Source organism: Bradyrhizobium sp. HKCCYLS20291 (genome assembly GCF_051167715.1).
Taxonomy (GTDB): Bacteria; Pseudomonadota; Alphaproteobacteria; order Rhizobiales; family Xanthobacteraceae; genus Bradyrhizobium.
This window is the reverse complement of the sequence record NZ_JBNPTO010000013.1, coordinates 134450-150375: the sequence shown is the minus strand read 5'-3', so window position 1 is coordinate 150375 and position 15926 is coordinate 134450. Positions and strand designations below refer to the sequence as shown.

Genomic DNA, 15926 nt, shown 5'->3' with positions numbered 1-15926 from the left:
GCTTTCGCCTTGACCCACTACAAGTTCGCCACCGTCCATGATCGCAAGGTGTTCTATCGCGAAGCCGGCGATCCCGGACGTCCGACCATCATCCTGCTGCACGGCTTTCCGACGAGCAGCTTCATGTTCCGGGACCTGATTCCTTTGCTGGCGGATCGGTTTCACGTGATCGCGCCCGACTACATCGGCTTTGGTCATTCAGATGCGCCATCGGTTGCGGAGTTCGACTACAGCTTCGAGACGCTGACCGCGCATGTGGCAGGGCTGATCGAGCAGCTCAGACTGAACTCCTACATTCTCTACATGCAGGACTACGGCGGCCCCGTCGGCTTCCGGCTGTTCACGCGCAATCCGAAGGCCGTCGCCGGCTTCGTCATCCAGAACACCAATGCCTACATGGCAGGTGTGGGCGAGATGCCGGCGCAGATCTTCCTGCCTTTGTGGGAGAAGCGCGATGCGGCCAGCGAGGCCGCCGCCCGCGGGCTCCTTATTCCCGAAACGACCAAGTACCAGTATCAGGTCGGCGCCCGCAACGTCGAAGCCATCAGTCCCGACAATTGGACGCACGATCAGGCGCTGCTCGACCGGGCCGGCCACGATCGGGCGCATCTGGACCTGCTCGAGGACTACAAGACCAACGTCGCGCTCTACGAGAGCTGGCACCAGGCCTTCCACACCCACCGCCCGAAGACGTTGATCGTGTGGGGCAAGAACGATCCGTTCTTCATCCCTGCTGGTGCCGAGGCCTACCTCGCCGACCTGCCCGACGCCCGACTCGTCTGGCTCGATGCCGGCCATTTCGTCCTCGACGAGAACGCCGCCACCGTCGCTGCCGAAATCAAGGCGAGCTTCGCCAGCTGAGATCATTCTCAGCTGTGCTCGAATTCCTGTGATCCGAGTTCCCGCCCCCGCTTCTGCCTGAACGACACCAGGTTGTTAGGCGGGGGCTGTTCGACAAGATGCCGCCCGGGATGTGACCCACCAGTCGCTGGTCAAGCGATGTGAGCAAGCGGTCCGAGCACCAGCTCGGCGTCGGCGATGACATAGCGGACGTAGCGATAGTCGCGGATGTAACTGATCTTGCCGTCGCGCCAGTCGAGCCACATGACGTAGCCAGGCGTCTGATCGTCGCTGCGTTCGAACACGGCGATCACCTCCCGGCCCTCGAGCCAGGCGGACGCCAGCCACACGCCCTCAACTCCGGCATAGATGCTGAAGAACATGCCGACATCCGCCGAGCCGACCCGGATGGGATGACCGGACTGCTGCAGCTTGACGTCGTGGGCCAGCAGCGCGCGAAGGCCGTCCCAGTCGCGCTGGTTGAACAGGGTCACATACCGGGCCACGAGCTCGGAACTCGTTCGCGACGCGGGCCGCACCGCTGCGGTGGCGTTGATCTCCGAGAGCCGCGCACGGGCGCGGGCGAGATGAGCCTTCACCGAGTCCACCGTGAGATCGAGCAGAGCCGCGATCTCGGCGAGCGGCTCGTCCAGGACGTCCTTCAAGATGAGAACGCTCCGCTGAGGGATCGGAAGCTCCGCGAAACGCGCGACTGCCGTCCTGATCGCTTCGTCGCGCATCATGCGCTCCAGAGAGTCGATCGCAGCGTGATCGGCGATGTCGTCGGCCGCCTCGATGGTTTCGGCAGCCCGGACCGCGCGGCTTCTCAGCAGGTCCAGCGCGCGGTTATGCGCGATCCGGAACAGCCAGCCGCGCAGCATCGTGACCTCCTTGATATCGTCGATGGCGACGAGCGCCTTCGCCAGGGTATCCTGCACGACGTCCTCACCGTCGATCACCGAGCCCATCAGGCGCGCGCAATAGCGATGCAGCTCGGGCCGGAGCCCTTCTGCCATCGCCATCAGTTCGGTTCTCCGCGCAGCGTGCGACACCTGAGGACCGCCGCTCAAGATGTCGCTCCTTCCATCACCGTCACGCCGGCGTCGCCATTGAGACCGAACACGATGCCGTCGGCCAAGCGCGGATCCTCCAGCACCGAGACGACGTGGTCGCCGAACGCCCGCGGAGGCATCGGCGCGCCGAAACGTGCGACGAAGGCTTCCGGCGTGATGCCCATGGACCCGGCGTAGGCGACCGCGGCCGTGTCCCCCACCCCGGTGCCGAGGATCATCATCCGCGGCACGATCGCCTGGAAGCGGATGCCGAGCTTGGCCTCCTGCGACACCCCATTGGCATATTTTGCCATGAACAACAGCATGCGCTTGGCGCCTCCGTAACCGCCCGACATCTGCGATCCCGTCACCGCAGCGCCGCTCGAACCGACCAGCACGCGGCTCCCCGGCCGGAGTGGAAGCTTGAGCGCTGCCTGGATCCAATACAAGCCCGCCTTGACGTCCGTCTCCCAGGCGGCGGAAAACTCTGTCCAGCTCAGCTGATCCAGCCGGCCCATCGGCGGCGTGGCGCCGGCATTCAGCACCAGAATGTCAGGACTGATATCGCCCACGATGCGCCGCGCGGCAGTCTCGTCGGTGACGTCGGCCGCGATCGTGACCACACCCAGACGCGCGGCGACAGCGCTCAGCGCGTCGGTTCCGCGCGCCACCACGGTCACCCTGGCGCCGCGTTCGACCAGGGCCTCCACCAGGCCGAGGCCGAGACCGCGGCTTCCCCCGGTGACGATGACGCGCTTGTCTTGCAGGCTCATGATGATGCTCCACTCTCCAGATGAAGAGAAGACGATCGAGCCGTGTGAAAAGAGTCAGGCCACCGCCACCGCAATCGTCCGTCGACATCGAACGCAAGGGAATTTGCTTCAATTCATCAAGGTGAAACGATAGCGCCTCTGGCTAGGCAAAGCTGTCGATCGCGCCGGAGTTGGCTTCCCGGATCCGGAGGCGTGAGCAGCGCGCCAGGCAGGAACAGAAACCCGTCTCCCGAGTTGCGTCGCAGCACAAGAACCTCGCACGACCTGCGAGATCAACATGATCCGTAGCACCGGGGCAAAATGCGAGGCTCGACCTTGACGTGGTCTGTTCGAGAGACGCCTCGACCACAGCGGAAGCTGCTTGGCTCGAGCTGCTCGCGGGACTCTCGCGCGAGTCGTCGACCTGCGGCCCCCTGGAGATCGACGCGATGAAGCTCGTCTGGCATGCCGATAACCTGCTCGAGGTCGACTGGCTGCGCGAGATCCTTGGTGATCTCGTCGATGATGAGAGCACTGACCTCGATCTGACCTGTTTCGACGACGACTGCATCCATGTCGTCAGCAGCAACTGGCACCCTTTGCCGGCCTATGAAGCCTATTTCCGGCAATGCCGCACCAGGTGCCGACGCCTCGTTCTGCTGCACACCAGTGACGAGTGGTTCTCCGGAGGTTATGCGCTCTACCGGCACTTCGATGCCGTGATCCGCAATTTCGCGACCGGCCTCGCGCGCCACCGGGGCATTTGGACGATCCCGGAAGGATATGCCAACGGCACCCGTACGGGCTCCGTGATCCGGCCCGCGACCGAGCGACGTTATGTCTGGTCGTTCACCGGCGAGATCAAATCGTCCCGCGCCGACATGGCCGCCGCCCTTGCGCCGTTGACGCCGCACTACCTGACGAGCACCGCTTCCATCCATCGCGGGACCGGCAGAAAGCTGAGCAAGGTGGAATTCGACGACATGCTCGAGAACACGATCTTCTCGCCATGTCCGATGGGCAATGCGATCCTGGAAACGTGGCGCCTCTATGAGAGTCTCGAACTCGGCTGCATACCGCTGGTCGAGACGCGGTCATCGCTGGACTATTTCACAACCCTGCTCGGACCGCATCCCATTCCATCCTTCGGCAACTGGGAACAGGCGCAGCGTTACGTCCGGGCGATGCTTCAAGACCGATTGTCCCTGCTTCGAACGCAATCCGAGATTTCCGGCTGGTGGCGCGCCAAGAAGCACGCCGTGCATGCCGAGATCCGTGCGGCGGTGACCGGCCCCTCGCAGCACCACGCGCTGCAGCGCTTCGGCGCTCTTGCCCGCAACCGCCATCCTCCCCTGCACGAGCCGTTGCGCCTCGTCGAGCTCCTCCGTCACCAGAGCAGCGCAAGCCTGCTGCGGCGGATCAGGCGCCCGGCCGGCCCCATCCGCCGCATCGCCCGCGAGAGCCTGCGCAACCTGCGCGCCTGATATCAAGACGTGTCGCGGACGCCTGCGTCCGCTTTCCGCTCGCGCAAGGAGCGGATGACGGAATACAAGGCCTGCGCATAGAGCAGCGAGCCCAATCCATAGACGATGACATAGGCCACGATGAACGTGTCGGTCGTCCAGCCGAACAGCAGCATCAGCACGCTGATGCCCATCATGCCCGTCAACGTGAGACATGAGCGGCGGGCGAGAGCCTCGAACTTGCCGATCCCGATCAGCACGATCTGGCAGGTCGTCTGGACCAGCATGAAGACGAACATGACGCAGATCGCGATGCGCATGACGGGCGAGACGATTCCGGCATGATTGAGGATGACGCCAAAGATCTGCTCGCCGAACACGGCGACGGCAACGATCCCGGACACCATCGGCAGGACGCCGATCATCACGCCCTTGACGGTCGCGCGGGTCAGGCCTGCCGCGTCGGCATGGTGCATCGCCCGGGTCTGTTGCGGAAGGACGGATTCCGCGCCGATCAGATAGCTCATCACGGCAAAGCGCGTCACCTTGTAGAACATGTCGAAGGTGACGACCGCTGCCGCATCGCGCGACGCGGCGAGCAGGTAATAGGGGAACACACCGATGAAGAAATCCGCGAGTGACAGCAGCACTGTCGCCCCGACACCACGGATCTCGGCGCGGAGCAGACGAAAGCCGTTCCGCAGCGCGCCGCGCCTCGGCGCGAAGCCGTGGCGTCCCGCCAGCCACAGCAGCGCGCCGATCGCCACGATCCAGATCGACAGGCTGACCGCGCTGTAGGACGTGAACGAGAGGCCGAGCAGCATGGCCAGCGTCACGACCAACGTCGCGAGGCGCCGCATCAGATCGACGGCTTCCGTCGACACGAAACCGTCGCGGGCGTTGATCGCCACCCGCAGCGCCATCCGCGGCAGCGCGCAGAACGCTCCGGCAAAGATCAGGAGATACGGAATCGCATAGAGGCCGACTCGGACGATCCCGGCCGCAAGCGCAAGCCCCAGCAGCAGGATCGCGACGAGGCCGATGGCGATATACAGCGTCACGATGGTCGCGACGAGGTCCTGGTCGTCCCGGCTCGCGGCACGGGCGCCGGATTCGCCGAGATAGTGCGACCTCAGCTTGAAGAATGTCAGCCCGGTGATTCCGAGATCACTCTGAACGACCAGGGCGGCGATCGCGAGCAGGCCGGCAATGACCGCGTAGGATTCGAGCCCGATCGATCGCACCAGCACATAGGCCAGCACGAAGTTGGTGATCGCCGTCAGCGCGGAATTGACGCCTTTCAGCGCGACCAGCACGAGCGAACCACTGGACAGCCGCTTCAGGCGGGACATCGCGCGGCCCCGGCGGTCGGCGTCGACTGTCGCGCGAAGCTTCATGCCGCCCTGAGTCGTTGCCGGAATCTCCTTGCGCACGAGTGCATCGTCGCCGTGCGCCGTCATCTGCTGGCAATCATCCCGCTTCGCAGCTCCGGCAAAGCATCTGTCGCGCCCCCTCGACTTTCCTCGCGTCCGTCCTTTCCGAGCCAGACCACGACGGCAGCCAATTGCATCAAGACCGACGGGTTCAGCAGATAGCCGCCGAGAAACAGATACGTATACCCGACGGCGAACCGCACACCGCGGGGCGCGCGGCCGATCGTGATCTGGAAGAAGCGGGAATAGATCAAGGCGCCGAGCAGTCCGTACTCATAGATGATCTTTCCCCAGGTCGGATCGAACGCGTAGAACGACAGCAGGCGAAATTCCTCCTGGACGGTGCCCGGCCCGCGCCCGAACAGGAACGTCGAGTCGGTTGCGAACACCACGCCCTGCAGCACCCGGAACATCGACAGGAAGCGCGCCCATCCACTCGACTGCACGTCGGAGAACTCGCCGAGTCGCCGGGTGAACGCATCGAGCGACAGGACATCGCCGAACACGACCACGATGAAGCCGAGCACGGCTGCAACCACGAACAGCCGCGAATGACCATGACGCACGAAGTAGAACGGCAGGAACAGCGCCAGCATCGTGAGCCCGGTGCCCGAGTAGCTGCATAGCAGGCCCGCCGCCAGCAGCCCCATGCGGGGCGCGCGCGAGCCCACCGTCAGCTCCGCCACCAGCGCGATGGCGAGGAATTGACAGAAGAACGACGGCTCCAGGAAGAACACTCCATTGCTCTTGTAGACCGGAGACGACCAGTAGAGCGGGATGAGCGAATTGTATCCGGAGACGGTGACGCTCTCGGGCAGATGCTTGTCCACGAAGAACGCGATGTCAGCGCCCACCGCGAACTGCCCGACGAACTGCGCCACGCCGATGGCTGCGCTGATGCATCCGATCGTCGAGAGCAGGCCAAGGATGCGAGCATAAGGCAGCTCGGCCGCCGAGATCCGGAACACCAGAGGCGCCTGCGCGACCACGAAGAAGCCCAGCGACAACGCCGAGACATGTGCGCTCGGTGACAATGCCGTGCTCAGCCCTCCGAGGATGATGAAAAGAGCGTACCACGCGAACGCCGACGTGTTGACCTCGAGCCGTCCTGACAGGAAGCCTGCTGCCGTCAGGGCCGGGAAGATCACGAGGTTCAGCGGATAGAGGCCACCGGTGCCCGGCAACGCCACCTTTTGCAGGAAGACGGATGAGAGAAGCGCCAACGCGCAGATCGCAAAGCCTGCTTTCGCATTCGAACCGGCTGCGGACGCAACCGCTGACTTCGCCATCACCATCAACCTTGCTCCGGACTGCCGCCTTGCGTGCGCTACGCGATCGGTGCCTGCCGGCGCAGCCGATACTCCGCCATCGCTGGAGAGGGATTCCAGTTGTCCGGCTCGGCGCTCGGGGCATCATCGAAGCGGTCGTCCTCCTCGGCAAAATACCGGCGCTGCTGCGATCGACGCCGGCGGTCGCTGATCGCCGCGAGCATGACGCAGGTGGCCGCACCGCCGACGACACCGATGACGGCCCCCAGGGCCAGGAAGAGCGGCTTCGGAGGAAACACCGGCTCGGTGGGGCTCGTCGCGGATTGCGCGACCTTGACGTTGGAAAGCTTCTCGCTCGCATCCCAATCAGCGTTGAGCTGGGCTTCGGCCGCGCGGCCGACATGCGCCTCCATCACTTTGGAGACCTGATCGAGCTGATCCTTCAAGCGATTGAATTCGGCCGCGATCGAGGACAGATCGCTGAGCTTGCGGCCGACATCCGCGACCGCCTCGGCCTGCGCCTTCTCCAGGGATCGCAAGCCGACGATCTCCGAGTTCAGGTTGACGAGCGATTGCGCGGTCTCCTGGAACACGCGCACCAGCAGCAACGGCGATTCGTTGGACGGCACCTTGTTGGCATCGGTCAACGCGTCGGCATTGCCGTTCGGCACAGCCTGCTTCGGGCCGGTGATCTCGCTCGGCAGCGAGATCCGCCGGCGCAGCTGGGTCAGCGTATTCTGGAACGTCGCGGCCTGGGCTTCCTTTTCCGCGATCGATCCGCGCGTCTTGGCCAGCGCCGCAATGGCGTTGTCGCGCCGTGCCAGCGCGAGCTCGGTTTCCTGGCTCACCGAGTAGGTGGAATGCTGAGCAGCGAACGCGCTCAGCTCGGCCGAGGCCTGCTTGTATTCGTCGCGATAACGCGACGCCTGCTGGCGGAAGAAGGCCGGCGCTGCGGCGTTGCCGCTGAGATCAGCCTGTCGTTGCAGGAAGTCGCGCACGACCAGCGTCAGGAACTGCTCGGCGACCTTGGGATCTTCATGGCGGAAGGTGAGCGACAGGATCTGGGAGTCCTTTTCCAATGTCACCGCAAGCCGCTTCTTGACCTTCAACAGCGCGCGATCGGCATCCGTTGTTTGATCCTGCGACGGTTGCGGGCGGAACGGCGCGATCACCTTGCGGACCTCATCCATCAGATCGGCGGGGATCATGGCCTGCCACGCCGCCGGCTGCTTTTGTTCGGGGAACAGGCGTTGCGCGCCGAACTCCCCGATCGCCTGCCGGAGTACATCCTCGCTGTTGATAATGTAGATTTGCGAATTCAGCTGATAGCGTAGCGTGTCAGGGAACTGCGACTGTTGCCGCTGAGCGCGGTCGAGCGTGGTCATCAACAGGGCCTGCGACTGGTACATCGGCGTGACCGTCATGGTGAAGGCAGTCACCCCGGCGACGATCAACATGAACACCGTCAGGAATGCGAGCTTTCTCTCCCACACGATCTTGCCAAGTGTGTTGAACGACATGCAGGCCTCGCTGTTGTTGAAGTCCCGGGCGGGTGGCCGTCAGGCATGTGGCAAGTGCGAGATGATGGCTTGGTTCCAATCCTCTGCGCATGTTTGACCGAACACGTCTGGGTGAAGCAGCGAACCGGCGCCATTCACATCACTTCATGCTCCTTCAATGGATCGGACATTCGATGCCGCTACGCGCCATGCTCACAGCTCTGTTGCTGCTGTGCTCGACCATTGCCTGCTCCGCAGGCAGCCCCGCAATCGGCGCCTATGTCGGGAACAGTCCGTCCGACCTTAAATCCTTCGAGAACTGGCTTGGCCGGCCGGTCGATCAGATCGTCGCGCATACGGGACGGGCCAACTGGAAGGACTGGGTCGACAGCATCCGATGGTCGGTGTCGCTGTGGTCGCCACTCGACAGGCCGATCTGCTGGACGATCCCGATGTTCGCCGACGGTGGTTCGTTGTCGGACGCCGCAGCCGGCAAGTATCAGGCCTTCTACGATCGGGCGGCCCGGATGCTCTCCGGAACTCGGCCCGGTGACGCCGTCATCTACGTGCGGATGGGAGAGGAATTCAACGGCGATTGGATGCCCTGGGCAGCCGCGGCAAAGGAGAACGACTTCATTCTGGCCTATCGCAATTTCGTGAAGGCATTTCGTGCCGTGTCAGATCGGTTCCGTTTCGAATGGAACGTGAATATTCGCGAAACGCGCATGAACGCTGCGGACGCATATCCCGGCGATGACTACGTCGATGTGGTCGGAATGGATTTCTACTACAATACCAAGTGGAATCCGGCAGATCCCGAGAAAGCATGGACCGAAATGGTGGACGGCCCCTACGGCCTCAAATGGCTGGAAGACTTCGCCGCGACCCACAACAAGCCGACGGCCTATCCAGAATGGGGCATCAATTCCGACCAGGCAGGACTCTACATTGCCAAAGCCGCGGAATGGTTTGCCAGCCATCATGTGCTCTATCAGAGCGTCTGGAACTCCAATGATGCATTTCCGGGCAAGCTGAGCGATGGTCAATATCCCGCAGCGGCGGCGGCCTACATCCGTGTCTTCGGAGCCTCGGCATCTCCGCAACACTTCCCCTAGGGCAGCGCCCGGCGTTCGACTTTGATCCGCGCCGTTCTCGAGCGCCAGGAGCGAAGGACGCGATACCCGAAGCCGGCTGCCCAGCTCTGATGCATGATCATGGCAGCAGGGCCCGCTGCACAGCCGGCCACATCGCGGTTGACGACGGCGAGCCAGGCGCCGGCAGCGAGACAGCCGCCCGCATACAGCGCCGACGGAAGCAGAAACAGTCCGCCGAATACGCAGCTCAACGCAATTCCAGTGACGTTCATTCCAAGCGCGCCCAACGGCAGCATCTGTCGAAGCTTGGGCTGCTGACGGTGCTTGAGCATCGTTTTCGCGCGGCCAGAGCCGTGATTGAAATACTGTCGCGCAAGCGATCCGAAGGAGCTGCGCGGAAAGTAGGTGACGGCCAGTTCGGAACATAGCCACAGTTTGGCGCCGGACTTCCTCAGCCGGATGTCGAGCTCCGCATCCTCGTTGTGCGTGAAGCTTTCGTCATATCCTCCGACCGCCAGGAACGTCTTGCGCAGAAAAGCGGCATGATGGCCATGCTCCACGTAGCGCGACGTCGTTCCGATCCGGTGCAGCGCGCCGCCATTGCCAAACCGGCTGTTCTGCGCAGCCGCGATGCCGCGCTGAATGAATGCCGTCCCGCGCGTGCGCATCGGCACCACCACCGATCCAGCCTCGCGCTCGCGCAGTTCCCGAATCAGGCCGGCGACGAAACTGGGCGGATATTCGGCGTGGGAATCTGCGCGCAGAATGATCTCGGATTCCGGGTGCGCGATCATGGCGCCCCGATTGACTGCGGCCGATTGGTAGCGCTGCGGGTTCGCTTCCAGTCGAATTCTCGGATTTGACGCTGCGAGCTGCGCGACGATGGTGGTGGTGCGATCGGTGCTGCCGCCATCGAGCACGATCAGCTCGTACGCGACGTCTTCGAGCCCAGCGATCAGCGAGTCGATGGCCCTCGCGATGTATCTCTCCTCGTTCAGCGTTGGAACGATGATCGTCACGAAGGGTTGCGCTGGCATGGAACGATCCCGGACTGGAACTCAACTGGATATGCGCAACGCGCACGGATGCGCCGCCCGAAGCGGGCGCGATACGCATGTGCCAATCCCGAGCCGCATTGCAGGTTCCTATCCATGAGCGGCGTTGATGTGATTGGAACGCGGCTCGGCTTGGGCTGCGCGCGACTTGGCTCGGTGCTCGGTTGCGATCGCGCCGATGCGCTGGCGCTCGTGCAAACTGCCTACGATCGCGGCATACGCTTCTTCGACACCGCCAATATTTATGGCCAAGGCGAAAGCGAGCGGATGCTCGGAGCAGCGCTCGGCAGTCGGCGCAAGCAGACCACCATCGTCACCAAGGCAGGGCAGTATTTTCCGATGTGGATGCGCGCCGCACGACCTCTCAAGGGCGTGATCGCGCCGCTGATCCGGCGCAGCGGCGGCGGTCGTCAGCTGCTGGCGAAAACGCGAGACGCGGCGCTGCCGCAGGATTTTTCCCAAGGCTATCTTCAAGTCTGCATCGACGCGAGCCTGCGGCGGCTGAAATCCGACTACGTCGACCTGCTGCTGCTGCACAGCCCCCCTGCCGACATCATCGTCCGCGGAGAAGCCGTCGGCCACCTCGAGAAGATCAAGGCGGCCGGAAAAGCCGTTTCCATCGGAATTTCCTGCGAGGACACGGAATCCGCGCTGCTCGCGCTGAACGACCCGCGCATCGGCGCGATCGAGCTCCCGCTGTGGCCGATGACGAAGGAGATTGAAGTCGCTCTCGATCGGGCGCGGCAACGCGCCATTCTCGTGATCGGCCGCGGACTGATGCAGGCGGCTGCACCGAACTCGGATGGAGACCGATGGCCCGCCGCCCGCGCCACGCTCAGTGAAGCGATGGCACGCGGCGATATCGGCCGCGTTCTGGTCGGAACGACGCGTCTGACGCATCTCGCTCGGGTGCTGGATGCCTTTCAGGAACAGGATGAAACGTGTTCATAGACGGACGCCGTATCGCCTCGGGCACCGCGCTCGACGCGGAGGTCTGCATCATCGGCGGCGGTCCTGCCGGCATCGTGATCGCGCGCGAGCTGATGGCAACGTCGCGCTCGGTGATCCTGGTGGAGAGCGGCGGCTTCCGGCCTGACAAGCTGATCCACGGCCTCAACGCCGCGGAGCTTGCTGCGGGCAGCCGCCATCCGCCGCCGGAGATGTATCGCGAACGACGGTTCGGCGGCTCGTCGACAATCTGGGGTGGCCGCTGCGTCCCGCTATCGCCAGACGATTTCGTGAAGCGACCTTACGTCGCCAACAGCGGATGGCCGATCGCCTACGATGATGTCGCCGTGTATTATGCGCGAGCCTTGACCTATTGCGACGCCGGTGCGTTCTCGTTCGACACCAGCTCGCTCAAGGGATCTGGCGAGATCGTCGAGGGGCTGGCGGACGCCGACGTGACGGTAGGGCTCGAGCGTTTCAGCCCACCAACCAACTTCGGACGCCGCTTCAAGGCTGATCTGATCCGCTCGTCGCTGCACCGGATCCTGATCCAGACGACCGTGACCCGTCTGCACACCGACAGCTCCGGCCACAGGGTGGATGCGCTCGACTGTGCCACCGTCGCCGGAAACACGTTCCGTATCCGTGCGAAGTACGTTGTTCTCGCGGCCGGCGGGCTGGAATCGGTTCGTCTTCTCGCGGCATCGAACCAGACGAACCCTGCCGGCCTTGCGAATTCGAGCGGGACGCTCGGCCGATACTACATGTCGCACCTGGAAGGCACTCTCGGGTGTCTGCAGGTCGCCAGCGGCCGTCGCGTGGCCTGGGACTTCGCGAAGACGTCGGACGGCGTCTATGCAAAGCATCATCTTCGGCTCTCCGAGCCGGCTCGGCGCCGCAACGAGTTGCGGAACATGATCTTCCGCCTCCACCACGCCAATCCGATGAACCCCGAGCATCGCGACCCCGTGCTGTCGTTGATGTACATCGCCAAACGCTTTGTGCTTCCCGAGTACAGGCGGAAGATCACCGCGGTGGAGCTGGAATCGCTCGATCGGCTGCCCAGCGGCGGCGCCCTCGCCGCCCGGCATATCGCCAACATCGCCGGCAAGCCTTGGCCGCTGGCCAGGTTTCTAGGCTCGTGGGTCTACAAGCGTCACGCCCGCTACCGGCGCATCCCCTACGTGGCGCTTCACTCGAACACCGGACGCTATCCGCTCGACTACAATGCCGAGCAGACTCCGCTGTACGACAGCAGACTGTCGCTGACCCGCAACTGCGATCGCTTCGGCATGCCCAAGCTGCACATTGATTGGCGCGTCTGTCCTGAGGACAAGGCCTCGATCGCGGCGAGCTACCGCGAACTGCAACGTGTGATGGACCGGACGGGTATAGCGAGGGTGCTGTTCGACGAAGCCGCGCTGGACGAAAGCGTCGGCCAGACCATCGCCGTCGGCGGCCATCACATCGGCACGGCGCGAATGAGCGATGATCCGAAACAGGGCGTCGTCAATCCGGACTGCCGCAGCCATGACCTCGAAAATCTGTACATCGCCGGAAGCGCTGTTTTCCCGACCAGTGGCTCGGCCAACCCCACCCTGACGATCGTCGCTCTGGCCATTCGCCTGGCCGAGCACATGTCAGCTGCGATGCGGAGTACCAAATGAAGCCGTCGATCCTCTGGCTGGCGCGCGCGCTGCCGACCCCGCTCAATGCCGGTGATCGCATCTACTCGGCGCACCTCGCCGGCGCGGTCGCGCGCCAGGGCGGCCATGTCGTCTTCCTCGGCCTGCAAAACCCCGACGACTCAACCTGCAGCGTGGCCGAACTCGAGCCGCAGGTGCGCTGGACGCTCGTGCCTGGCGCACCGAACGCGAAGCTGCTCGGCCTTGCGAGTCGGCTGCCGCTGGTCGGAGCACGGTTTGCGACCAGGGACTATCGCGATGCCATCGCGCGGGAGCTCGCCACGCATGACTACGATGCCGTCGTGCTCGATCAGTACGGAATGAGCTGGGCCATTCCCCTTGTCCGCAGCTTTGCGCGCCGCCGCCCCGTGTTCGTTCACGTGTCGCATGATTTCGAGACACGCGTTACCGATCAGATTGCCCGCAACTTCACCGGGGATCCGGTCCGAAAATATCTGCTCAAGCAGAATGCACGCAAGACCGGCCTGGCCGAGGTGGACCTTGCCCGATCTTGCCGCCTTCTCGTGACCCTGACCGAAGAGGACCGGGACTCGTTCGCCGAAATCAACCCTGCGCTTAGCTGCGTCGTGCTGCCGCCCGGCTATGCAGGGCGACGCGCGCCGCCGCGTGTGATCGATACCGGAGTTCCCAGACGCGCCGTCATCGTCGGCTCCTTCAGCTGGATCGCCAAACAGATCAATCTCGAGCGCATGCTCAATGCGGCGGCAGGCATTCTCCCACCGAATTCGATTGAGCTGCATGTCATCGGCCTGGTCCCGGCCCCCCTGCTGTCACGGCTGAAGCAACGCTTTCCGTGGGTTGCGTTCCGAGGTTTCGTCGATGATCTCGCGGAAGAGCTGAGCCATGCGCGCGTCGCGCTGGTGCCGGAGGAAATCGGCGGCGGCTTCAAGCTGAAGATTTTGGACTACATCTTCTCCCGTGTTCCCGTTGCCGCCGTCGAGCCGGCGCTCGGTGGAATTCCAAGGCGAGTGAAGGATCATTTTCTCGTCGAAGCCGATGTCACCGAACTTCTTCAGAACGTTGCCGCAGTGATCGACGACGTCGGTCGCCTGGATCATTTGCAGAACGGCGCGTTCGCGGAGGCTGACGGCCTGTTCGATTGGAATCTGAATGGGCAGCGCCTGCTTGAAAGCCTGGAACTGATTCTCGGCGAGAGCTCGCTGCAAGGCGAGACCCGCATGCGCGCTGGGCGGCCCGCGACAGTGCACGCGACGTAGCGAGGGATCGCTGCTGCATGGATGTTCCGATTACACAGCGCAGGTCTTCCCCTCGAGGTTCTCAACTAATACATGCCCGCGCGCAATTCGTAATGCGGCGCCCTGGTGGCATTTCCTCGGCAACACGAAGAACATTTGGAACAATCCAGCAAATTCGAAAAAGATTGGAACGATGACAATCAGATCGATTTTGTTCGCATTGCAACAATAAATGCCTGTGCGTTGGAGCTTTAGACATGGACGGAATTGCCAAGGTCACTGGTGCAGATGAACAACCGCTGTTTGTCTTCCTCACAACCGACCGTCCGATTGGACTTACAACAAAGCGAGCAGCTGACGTCGTGCTGGCCTTGTGGGGCATCATCCTACTCTCCCCGCTCCTCGTTCTGTGCTGCCTCGCGACGGCCTGCTTCGCTCCCGGTCCTATCATGTTCCGTCACCAGCGGATCGGCTTCAACGGCAAGCCGTTCGGCTGCCTGAAGTTCAGGACGATGGCGATCGATGCGTCGGAACGGTTGCGCCGGCACCTGGAATCCGATCCCGTTGCTGCTGCCGAATGGCACGCGACGCGGAAGTTGCGCAGGGATCCGCGGGTCACGGCGGTCGGCGCCTTGTTGCGGAAATCCAGCCTGGATGAACTGCCGCAGCTCTTCAACGTCCTCAAGGGCGACATGAGCATCGTCGGCCCCCGTCCGGTCACTGAAGAGGAACTGGATCGCTATTCCGACGCCGTCCGCGCCTATTTTTCCTGCCGGCCCGGCATCACAGGGCTTTGGCAGGTCAGCGGCCGCAGCACGACGACGTTCCAAAGGCGCGTGGTCCTAGACAGCTACTATGCCCACAACTGGTCGATGATCCTTGACGCCAAGATCATCATGGCGACGCTTCCGGCTGTCTGTTTCTCCAATACAGCGTACTGATCGTCGATCATTCGCGAGAAACGCGCGCAATAGGTCATCGCGAATCGCGTGAATGATGCTAAATGTGGCACATCCATGATCCGGAGATGAGCATCGGGCGCTCGTCTCCAGTTCCCGGTGGATGCCGCAATTTGCTGATCAGCTGAAGCAGGTTCGCCTCGGGCCGATGCCGCCTTGCGGCGTTGCTTCTGATCCGACAGTTCCTGGCACGAGCCGGTATTGTGAACCCTCACTTGCCTCTCACCTGCGCCGGAGCAGTTCCGCCTTGAGAACCGAGTCCGTCTCGACCACCGACGACGATCGCAGCGAGCCGCTGATCCGCGCATCCGGGGCATCGCGATGACGTACCTCGCCGTCGGATTGGCGCTGTCGGGAACCGCGATCGGTTTTGCGTTCCGCTGGCAGGCGCTTCTCCCGGTCATTCTCCTCGTGCCGATCATCGTCATGATCTTCTCGATGTCGCGCGGAGCAGGTTACGAGGCGACAGCGGTCCGCATCCTCATGGCCGAAGCCGCGCTCCAGGGCGGCTATTTTCTTGGGCTGTTGTTGCGCCTCCTCGTGTCCTGGGCCATGGCCATCGGAGGCCGCCGCGACAGCCAAGGCGCGGCCAAGACTCCGGATAACGACCATCACCCGGCACCGCCAACCGAGGCTTGAACGCCCGCGCCGGCCTCGCGCA

Annotated in this window: 14 protein-coding genes; 8 read left to right on the top strand and 6 right to left on the bottom strand. The window is 63.4% G+C overall.

Annotation, left to right across the window (positions count from 1 at the left end):
• The first annotated feature begins 9 nt into the window (after positions 1–9).
• Positions 10–861, top strand: coding sequence for an alpha/beta fold hydrolase (locus ACQR07_RS25685; RefSeq protein WP_434904904.1), 852 nt, complete (start codon positions 10–12; stop codon positions 859–861).
• A 131-nt stretch (positions 862–992) separates the two neighbouring features.
• Here the strand turns inward: ACQR07_RS25685 and ACQR07_RS25680 are convergent, their stop codons facing one another.
• Positions 993–1862 (bottom strand): sigma-70 family RNA polymerase sigma factor, encoded by an 870-nt coding sequence (locus ACQR07_RS25680; RefSeq protein ID WP_434904903.1) that lies wholly within the window; start codon positions 1860–1862, stop codon positions 993–995.
• A 44-nt stretch (positions 1863–1906) separates the two neighbouring features.
• Positions 1907–2665 (bottom strand): SDR family oxidoreductase, encoded by a 759-nt coding sequence (locus ACQR07_RS25675; RefSeq protein ID WP_434904902.1) that lies wholly within the window; start codon positions 2663–2665, stop codon positions 1907–1909.
• 320 nt (positions 2666–2985) lie between these two features.
• Here ACQR07_RS25675 and ACQR07_RS25670 point away from each other — a divergent pair, with 320 nt between their 5' ends.
• Positions 2986–4128 carry a hypothetical protein gene (locus ACQR07_RS25670; RefSeq protein ID WP_434904901.1) on the top strand — a complete coding sequence of 381 codons (1143 nt, stop codon included), beginning with the start codon at positions 2986–2988 and terminating at the stop codon, positions 4126–4128.
• Positions 4129–4130: 2 nt separating this feature from the next.
• Here the strand turns inward: ACQR07_RS25670 and ACQR07_RS25665 are convergent, their stop codons facing one another.
• From ACQR07_RS25665 to ACQR07_RS25655, 3 genes are read right to left on the bottom strand one after another with little or no spacing between them, the layout of a single operon-like run.
• Positions 4131–5567 carry a hypothetical protein gene (locus ACQR07_RS25665; protein WP_434904900.1) on the bottom strand — a complete coding sequence of 479 codons (1437 nt, stop codon included), beginning with the start codon at positions 5565–5567 and terminating at the stop codon, positions 4131–4133.
• A complete protein-coding gene (locus ACQR07_RS25660) occupies positions 5564–6829 on the bottom strand; it encodes a hypothetical protein (RefSeq protein ID WP_434904899.1) in 1266 nt (421 codons plus the stop codon). The genes ACQR07_RS25665 and ACQR07_RS25660 overlap by 4 nt, the downstream gene beginning before the upstream one ends.
• A gap of 38 nt (positions 6830–6867) precedes the next feature.
• Positions 6868–8328 carry a GumC family protein gene (locus ACQR07_RS25655; protein ID WP_434904898.1) on the bottom strand — a complete coding sequence of 487 codons (1461 nt, stop codon included), beginning with the start codon at positions 8326–8328 and terminating at the stop codon, positions 6868–6870.
• A 173-nt stretch (positions 8329–8501) separates the two neighbouring features.
• Between ACQR07_RS25655 and ACQR07_RS25650 the strand changes: the two genes are divergently transcribed.
• On the top strand, positions 8502–9422 hold the full coding sequence (locus tag ACQR07_RS25650) for a glycosyl hydrolase (protein WP_434904897.1): 921 nt from the start codon (positions 8502–8504) through the stop codon (positions 9420–9422).
• On the opposite strand, the gene ACQR07_RS25645 is transcribed toward ACQR07_RS25650, so the two are convergent.
• Positions 9419–10438, bottom strand: a complete 1020-nt coding sequence (locus ACQR07_RS25645; protein ID WP_434904896.1) for a glycosyltransferase family 2 protein — start codon at positions 10436–10438, stop codon at positions 9419–9421. The genes ACQR07_RS25650 and ACQR07_RS25645 overlap by 4 nt on opposite strands.
• 114 nt (positions 10439–10552) lie before the next feature.
• On the opposite strand from ACQR07_RS25645, the gene ACQR07_RS25640 reads away from it, so the two are divergent.
• From ACQR07_RS25640 to ACQR07_RS25620, 5 genes are all read left to right on the top strand, one after another.
• Positions 10553–11407, top strand: coding sequence for an aldo/keto reductase (locus tag ACQR07_RS25640; RefSeq protein ID WP_434904895.1), 855 nt, complete (start codon positions 10553–10555; stop codon positions 11405–11407).
• 74 nt (positions 11408–11481) lie between these two features.
• Complete coding sequence (locus tag ACQR07_RS25635) at positions 11482–13071, top strand: GMC oxidoreductase (RefSeq protein ID WP_434904894.1); 1590 nt, start codon at positions 11482–11484, stop codon at positions 13069–13071.
• Between the two features lie 152 nt (positions 13072–13223).
• Positions 13224–14327, top strand: coding sequence for a glycosyltransferase (locus tag ACQR07_RS25630; RefSeq protein ID WP_434904893.1), 1104 nt, complete (start codon positions 13224–13226; stop codon positions 14325–14327).
• A gap of 236 nt (positions 14328–14563) precedes the next feature.
• On the top strand, positions 14564–15247 hold the full coding sequence (locus ACQR07_RS25625; protein ID WP_434904892.1) for a sugar transferase: 684 nt from the start codon (positions 14564–14566) through the stop codon (positions 15245–15247).
• A 339-nt stretch (positions 15248–15586) separates the two neighbouring features.
• Entirely contained in the window at positions 15587–15904 is a 318-nt protein-coding gene (locus ACQR07_RS25620) for a hypothetical protein (RefSeq protein ID WP_434904891.1), read from the top strand.
• Positions 15905–15926 lie beyond the last annotated feature (22 nt).